Source organism: Ochrobactrum sp. C6C9, from assembly GCF_022627935.1.
GTDB lineage: Bacteria > Pseudomonadota > Alphaproteobacteria > Rhizobiales > Rhizobiaceae > Brucella > Brucella teleogrylli.
Genome location: NZ_JABXGB010000065.1, coordinates 1 through 7,092 on the forward strand (window position 1 = coordinate 1; position 7,092 = coordinate 7,092).

Here is a 7,092-nt window from a genome sequence, read left to right on the forward strand (position 1 = left end):
GATGATCCACGTCGCCATGGGGAGCCTGTTGTTGCGCCGTATCAGCCATTAAAGCAAATTCTCAAACGGACTCTTACAACCGTTTTGACAGTACAACCTGAAGGTCGTTCAGCGTATGCCACGTTTTCACAACTGGCCGACTATTTCATTCCGGGTGATTTGACCTCTTCAGAACGCGTAACGGTACAGCCATCGTTGCTGGAAAACACGATGACTGGTTTTTCAACAAGCGGTAAACTGAAACCACGTCTTAAGTGACGTAGAAAATATGGCCGTCAGGCGGGTCGGTTTCTCCTCCCCGCCTGTCTACGCCGTCCTGCCCTTATTTACTCTCCCGATAAGCTTCCGCTCTGTTCTTGCAGGTCAGCCTCAATGCTTGCCTTCCCGAAACCGGACCATTTTTCCAAGACGGTAGAAGCGACTGAATGTGCGTGCATATTTTCTTTCGGGGTCAATGTACCAGAGTTCGGAGGTAATGCCATTTGGCACGATACGTCCCAGACGCGGATGAGCAACAAATGTGCCCACAAGGCATGTTGTGTCGCGGCGATCAAAATCCCAGTTGTCGATCAATGGAGCGTCCGCCAATTCGGTTTGTTGTGGGTCTTCTCCGTTCATCAGGCGCTCGAGATCACGAACAAGGGTTTTGAGGGTCTCGATCTCTGTTGCCAGTCTTTGCCGGTTGAATATGCCATCGTGTGCAACGATTGCCATGAGAAATTCCTTTCATTGGGTGTGAGGGGGTATGCGGGATCCTCCGCGCCCGAGCTGACGAGCGCGTTTCTGGAATGAATTCGGATTGTTGGTTGGGCTGGACGTCAATCTGGAACGGCTGTTCAGGTCGGTCCGGGTGCGTTCGTCTCCTGAGAGCTGTTATCCGCTGCGCTCACCGAAACATGACTGCCCTGCTGATCCTGTCGCCGGATAGCATCGTCAAGAATGGCTGTGACGGCGTCGCCTTCCAGAACGCCATGTTCGAGCAGTGTTTTGGAAAGTGTCCTGTGCGCTACCGCGTAACGGACAAGTCCGTGACGGGCAATGTCATAGGCTCTTTGCATCCGCGCATTGACACGGTTGGTTACCGGATGGTTTGCATGGACCAGTTCTCCTCGTGTCAGACCGTCGCAAAACAGCAATGGCCGTTTTCTGGAAAAGCCGAGCGTTGTTTCCATTGCCAGCGCCAGATCGGTGGCATTCGCCAGATCGCTGCCCGGCTGCATCCCGGAGCCGACAGAAACAGCCCCAAGAACAAGCTCTTCCGCCGCCCTTCCCGCCAGCATCACAGCAAGATTGTCTTCGCAATCCTTTTCCAGCGGAATTAACTTGCGCCGCTCCGTTGCAAAACCAAACCCCACTTGTTCTTCAATGCTGAGCGTCAGTGGATGACCGACTTGCAATATATGTCGAATGAAGGCATGGCCCGCCTCGTGCACCGCCATGCGCCAGCGTTCCTCCGGCAGGATTGGCCTGCGATTGCCGACAATGCCCTTATCAATATCCTTCCAGGTAAGCTGACGCTTCTCTCGGCGTGCCTGCTGGCGAGCCTGACGGACAATCCGCTCGATATCGGCCCCGGTCATGCCCTGTGCCTTCAGCGCCAGTGGACGTAGGTCGCGCGTCGTTCTGATCAGTTCAGTCGGTTTGCTACCCGTCATCGCTATTGCTCCGCCTGTGGTGTTTGCAGCACAGCATCGAGATCAGCGCCCAGATGATGCGCGAGAATGCCGATCAATGCATCCGTGTCAGGCTTCGGGATTCGGATATGGGTTTCCAGCCGCCCTGAGCGTACCAATGCCTCATCAATATCGTCAGGCCGGTTGGTGGCACCCACGATGATGATGCCTTCCTGTTTGACCACACCATCCATCAATTCCAGGAACTGATTGACGACAGCATTCCAGTAATCCGCGTAGTCGCGCGACGGATCCTGACGTCGCCCGATACTGTCGATCTCGTCAACAAACAGGATGACAGGGGCATGAGACGCCGCTTCTTCAAAAGCAGTCTTCATGCGCAGCAACACATCACCAAGATGCCCCATCCGCAGCCATGTCGCGATAGAAGTCGCGAGGACAGGAATGCGCAGGCTGTTACAAAGCGCCCGTGCAAAAGTGGTTTTGCCGGTACCGGGCGGTCCGGACAGAAGTAGCCGTGTACTCATGTCAGACCAGGCGAGCGATGCTGTGTTCCATAAAGCAAGGTCGTCCTTGAGCGCCAACGCCCAATCAACCGCCTCGCTATAGCCAGACAAGGTCTCCACGCGTAGAGTTGGCGTTCGACGAATGACGCTCTCTGCGGAACCGCCGTCACTGATGCCTTCCTCGAGCGGTTCTGGTTCAATCAGTCGGCTGTCAGAAACAATCTTTTTGCCATGACGACCACGTTCTTCAGTCAAGAAGGATTTCTTGTCATCGGCCTTGTCATTCTTTTTATCTGCCTCTTTCTGCTTCTGTTTCTGCTCCTGCACCGGACGTGCCTGCTTTCTCCCCTCCAGTTCCCATTGGGCCAGCAGATAGGCAAAAGTTTCCTGCCGTGTATTTGCCTCCCTGAACGAATGTCTCAGCTCTCGTAATGAATTGAGTGTGAAATCATCTGGAAAGACGGTGTCAGCATCATGCGTCGTCACCGTACCGAGCAGCCTGTTGAGAAGAGCACCGTCAAGCAGACCCGTGTCGAGGACAATATCTGCTACCACCTTCAGCCCGACCGGGATCTCGTATTGCATATCAATGATACCGAGAAGCCATTCACCGCGTGAAAGTGCATCCCCAATGCTGTCTTCGTCGATCAGCGCCAGTTTCTCGAACGCGTCAGCATCGACAGTATTGATGATCAGGTCTGGCTGACGGATGCGGCTCCTTGTACGCTTTAACTGTCGGACGGTTGTCGTTCCCCAGTGATCGAGAGGTCGCACCACAACATGCCCGCAATGAAGCCGTTGTTCTCTCAACATCCGTAACAGGATATCTTCGAAGCCTTCGATATCTGTTCGCACGATGACAAGCCCAGGCCGTCCACGCGAAAGCTCGAGAAGTGATTTCGATCTGGAATTACCCTCTTCCATAGCCCGTGCGAGCAGATGGCACACCGCGACATCACCAATGTCCGGCTCGGCACGGAAACAACGCAAGAGTTTCAAAAGATATGGTCGCTCGACCGGATGATGATCTATGTCAGGCAAGGATTTTGGAAACGGCAGCGAGAGAGCGAACTGGCGTTTTACGCCGGAAGCGTCCAGATCAAAGCCGGCACCGAGATGAGCGTTCAATGCACGCAGATCACGAACTGGATGACCGGTCAGAGGGAGTACTGGTCGGTTTTCGTCGCCGGGGTCAGAAGTCGGTTCCGGCATATCGAAGCGCATCGCGAAAAATCCGTCATTGTCGACCTCAGTGTGAGACAGAAGATCGAGTTCGCAGAACACCTGGCGCAAATCGCGATAGGCAGCATGTTTCAGACGGGCAAGCAGATGCAGCCCAAGCCGGCTCACGCCGGGTCGCTGTTTGGCCATGGAGGCACTCCAGGATTATTGATTATGAATAGCTACGACGCTCAACGCTCGAATTGTTGCGGATTGTCTATCGCCATCAGGCGTGAGTATACGAAGAGCCGCTTTATTCGGACATTCATTAGCTTCCAAAGCGCTGCGTTGTAGAGCATCATCAATCAAGCGGCGCTGCGTTTCTTCATCTGACGCAAAGCTTTCACCAATTTTATTCCGCAACCGCTCACGAAGCAGAGACCGCATCTGTAAAATCTTCTCTGCTGTACCAACTTGACCGGTCAACGCATCAATGTCGCCAAGTGACCACACATTGTCATCGGGTCGGCTCTCATGCAAAAATGGATCAATCAGCGCACATTCCAGTTCCTGGATGTCAACGTCAAAATATTGTCGTGCAAAGCGCGGCAAAGCCGTCGCGAAGGTAGTAATCTCGCTTTTCCATTGCCCAATGATGCCTTTGTCATAGCTCGCACCGGCAACCAGATGGAACCAGCGGATGCGGCGCGCATCAGGATCATGAACAAGCAAATCGCAGGCATAAGACACGCTTTCCACGTTGTTCTTTTGCGAAACATTCACGTTCGTACGCTGAGCACGTGCACGAACAAGCTGCTCAAGATCGTCCCGGCTCAGATGCGTGTGATCTTCGTCTTTTAAAAGATCCTGTTTTGACAGACATGCCTCTTCGAGCAGATCGGCGATCTTCTCAAGCTCATAGCAAACCGCCAACCGCAACACGTCATCGCGATGATGCATGACCATCGCTGAACGATCTTCAGCTCTGTCAACGGCGTTATAATATTGAATAAGCTCCATCGCCGCTTCTATACGACGAGCGCAATTGCGAACAGGAACCGGAGTTTTAAACAGAACTAATTTGCCAACGGGGATTTTAGCGTACATGATTTCTCCTTCCCGACCGCCGTGGCGGCCGAAGCTAACGAAATAGAACAATACGTGAAGATCGATTGCACCCGCGCTATCGCGAACGTTCTCTGATTTATATACAAGCAGCTCCACGCCGCTACGCGACAACGCACAAGAAAGCCGCTTGAATACTTAAGCAAACCTAAATCGATGTCTAAACGCCGACCATCTATTATAATTCATTACAAATCACCTCTCCATACTACGCTATGCCGTACTTTACTATGCTGCAGTCACAGAAACATTTATTGTGATTCGCAGTATACGTCAACATATATAGAAATTGAGCGAATCGTATACTATTGCGTAATAATATTTATTTATTAATATCGCCTAATTATCTAGATAATTATTATTCTTTATTTAATTTGCTTTTATTTCTTTATTTATTCGTATTATCCATTTAATTACGTTTTTAAAATAAATCCACTCTGCTAATTAATTGAAATGTAATTCAGCAGATAATTTCTATTCAATAGTTAGAACGTTATTTCTGTTGTAAATAGCGGATTATCGGGCAGGATTTTTCAGAGTTTTGAGAATAAATCCACTCCTTTTGAGATCGATTATCGTGAGCGCTTCGTTGTAAAAATCCCTCGACACCCGTTTCATGTGCAAACGGCGTTTCATGAAGTAACGGGGGGACGACAAACGACAAGCACAAACTGGGTTTGTAGAATCGCCTGGTCGGAACCAACGCAAAATGGCTTTGAACGCTATGTTCAATGTCCGGTGCCATCACGAGCCCTGCCGGACGTCAGATGTACCTTGCGACGGAAACCCCAATTCGTTTTGGTATATTTGGCGATCAGGTCATCAAGGACATCCATAGAAGCCTCTTCATCGAACCCCTGATCTTTCAAGGCTTCCAGCACGCGATTGATGAGCTGATCAAGGGAGCGGGGGTCATCAGCTTCTGATGCAAGCAAAACCATGAAATGCAACACGATCCGCGCGATGTCGTCACGCGTCGGCTTGCGATCCGCCTTTAAACGATCGCGATAATCCTTCTGTCGTTCGCGCTGCTTGCGCAAACGTTCCGACTGCTGCCTGCTCGACGCCATCACTTCTCCAGATTTTGTGCCCACAATCAAATCATGTGCTCGAAAACCGTCGGCGCATAGCATTTTTTTCACCACCCCCGCGCCTGCCCGCAAACGGCGTTTACCGCTGAATCGGAAATCTCCGCTTCAGCAACCTTTACCCGGAACTCTGTAACGAAAATCTCGAGTTGAGAATCCAGTTACTGCAAATCGGAAAAAATCTACGTGACTTGCCCACAATCTGGATTGATGTGTCTCCACGTCATTTTGCCAGCCCCACAATTCCAGATGTAGTACCGGAAAATCATTGCAATCTGTATCGCTTGCAGAGCTGGCCACCGCAAACGCCGTTTGCATCACCACCATCAATTTGAACTCCAGATTTTTCTGGGACACAGGTGGTTGTTTCTGCAGCCATTCTTCAGCCACGGTATGCAATGACACTCTTCACGACAGATGCGACAACAAAAACTCGCTTACGATTCTTCAGGCCACAGGCCCAGATCAAAGCAGGTTGCGACCCTTGAACATTACCATGCGGAAATCGCGGGCCTCGACAGAAGAACAACCGGACAAGTAGCCGGGCCTGGAATCCCTCCGACTACGGCATCGGAACTAATCGCCAAAGGCGTTCGGTAAAGAGGGCAGTGTCTGCTGCGCTACGAATGGCTGGGCACGCAATCACATCGCCGTTCATAAAAACATGGTGTAGCCACTATCCCACCCCGTATCGCAGTTTGTTTGAATCAGGGGCTTGCCTACCCTTTCTTTTGATGGTGTCATTCTACATACGATGACGTGTTACTCATCGGGCCTGTATTACTTAAAAGGATTATTGCATGCAAATTTATAGCGGGGACCTTGTGGCTATCGCCACACTTCTCAAAAAATACATAACGGATTCGGCAAATACAGAACCGGGTTGGGGAGTGGCAACCACTCTCCTGTCTCATGGCAAGTTCTGGCGTGTATCGACACAATCCGGAAACGCCCGTTTCTCAATCCCTAAGGCCTGTTTCGCGAATGCGCAGGCCGAAGTGATTTCGCCTCGCAACCATCGCCAGAAGCAGTTCTGCTATGTCGAAGGCTATGCTTGCGATCTCGAATTGCCGATCCCGCTGCACCATGCCTGGCTCGTCAACAGTGAAGGTGAGGTTTTCGATCCAACCTGGTCGGACGCGGAGCAATGCGTCTATTTTGGAATGAAGTTTAAGACCTCTTATGTGCAGAAGCGGTTCAGCGCTCGTGGTGATCAATTCGATTCCTTGCTTCTGGATGCTCTGAATCGCCACGCAATCCTGCGCGACGACGAATTTTGCCAGCAGGCACTGGATTCGGCCATGATGCCACGTTCAAACACCACTCAGACGGCGGTATCGCCCGGCGTCAATTGATTCAAAGAATGGGCTGAACGCATTTAATCCTACCGAACGAAAAAGCCGAACGTCTACACTATCAACCTATGGTGAGCTACGGGAGAATAGCAATGCGGAACCTTGGTATAGCTCTCTTCCACAGCTTCTCATTCAGCCTGTATATTTAGGCCGTAGACTCATTACGACTGACACCAGATGCGTGCCGCGACGAGTTTGACGGCGGCGAGATAGTTGGCGGGGT

8 protein-coding genes are annotated in these 7,092 nt (G+C 51.3%); 2 read left to right on the forward strand and 6 right to left on the reverse strand.

Annotated features, from left to right (window positions below):
* The coding region (locus tag HWD97_RS23770; RefSeq protein ID WP_371835757.1) for a hypothetical protein at positions 1–258 on the forward strand (258 nt) is incomplete at its 5' end.
* Between the two features lie 111 nt (positions 259–369).
* Here HWD97_RS23770 and HWD97_RS23775 read toward each other — a convergent pair.
* The 6 genes from HWD97_RS23775 to HWD97_RS23800 form a co-directional block, all read right to left on the reverse strand.
* The gene (locus HWD97_RS23775) at positions 370–714 is read right to left on the reverse strand and encodes a DUF6634 family protein (RefSeq protein WP_371835758.1); all 345 of its coding nucleotides are present in this window, start codon (positions 712–714) and stop codon (positions 370–372) included.
* Positions 715–836: 122 nt separating this feature from the next.
* The gene (locus HWD97_RS23780; RefSeq protein ID WP_371835759.1) at positions 837–1,655 is read right to left on the reverse strand and encodes an ATP-dependent Zn protease; all 819 of its coding nucleotides are present in this window, start codon (positions 1,653–1,655) and stop codon (positions 837–839) included.
* Positions 1,656–1,657: 2 nt separating this feature from the next.
* Positions 1,658–3,511 carry an AAA family ATPase gene (locus HWD97_RS23785; protein ID WP_371835760.1) on the reverse strand — a complete coding sequence of 618 codons (1,854 nt, stop codon included), beginning with the start codon at positions 3,509–3,511 and terminating at the stop codon, positions 1,658–1,660.
* A gap of 15 nt (positions 3,512–3,526) precedes the next feature.
* Positions 3,527–4,408 carry a hypothetical protein gene (locus tag HWD97_RS23790; protein WP_371835761.1) on the reverse strand — a complete coding sequence of 294 codons (882 nt, stop codon included), beginning with the start codon at positions 4,406–4,408 and terminating at the stop codon, positions 3,527–3,529.
* 746 nt (positions 4,409–5,154) lie between these two features.
* Positions 5,155–5,568, reverse strand: a complete 414-nt coding sequence (locus tag HWD97_RS23795) for a hypothetical protein (RefSeq protein ID WP_371835762.1) — start codon at positions 5,566–5,568, stop codon at positions 5,155–5,157.
* Positions 5,569–5,622: 54 nt separating this feature from the next.
* Entirely contained in the window at positions 5,623–5,904 is a 282-nt protein-coding gene (locus tag HWD97_RS23800; RefSeq protein WP_371835763.1) for a hypothetical protein, read from the reverse strand.
* Between the two features lie 410 nt (positions 5,905–6,314).
* On the opposite strand from HWD97_RS23800, the gene HWD97_RS23805 reads away from it, so the two are divergent.
* Entirely contained in the window at positions 6,315–6,869 is a 555-nt protein-coding gene (locus HWD97_RS23805) for a hypothetical protein (protein ID WP_371835764.1), read from the forward strand.
* Positions 6,870–7,092: the final 223 nt, after the last annotated feature.

Coding starts and splice junctions, on each gene's coding strand:
- HWD97_RS23790 (WP_371835761.1), bottom strand. CDS start 4,408: ATGTACGCTAAAATCCCCGTTGGCAAATTAGTTCTGTTTAAAACTCCG.
- HWD97_RS23785 (WP_371835760.1), bottom strand. CDS start 3,511: ATGGCCAAACAGCGACCCGGCGTGAGCCGGCTTGGGCTGCATCTGCTT.
- HWD97_RS23780 (WP_371835759.1), bottom strand. CDS start 1,655: ATGACGGGTAGCAAACCGACTGAACTGATCAGAACGACGCGCGACCTA.
- HWD97_RS23775 (WP_371835758.1), bottom strand. CDS start 714: ATGGCAATCGTTGCACACGATGGCATATTCAACCGGCAAAGACTGGCA.
- HWD97_RS23805 (WP_371835764.1), top strand. CDS start 6,315: ATGCAAATTTATAGCGGGGACCTTGTGGCTATCGCCACACTTCTCAAA.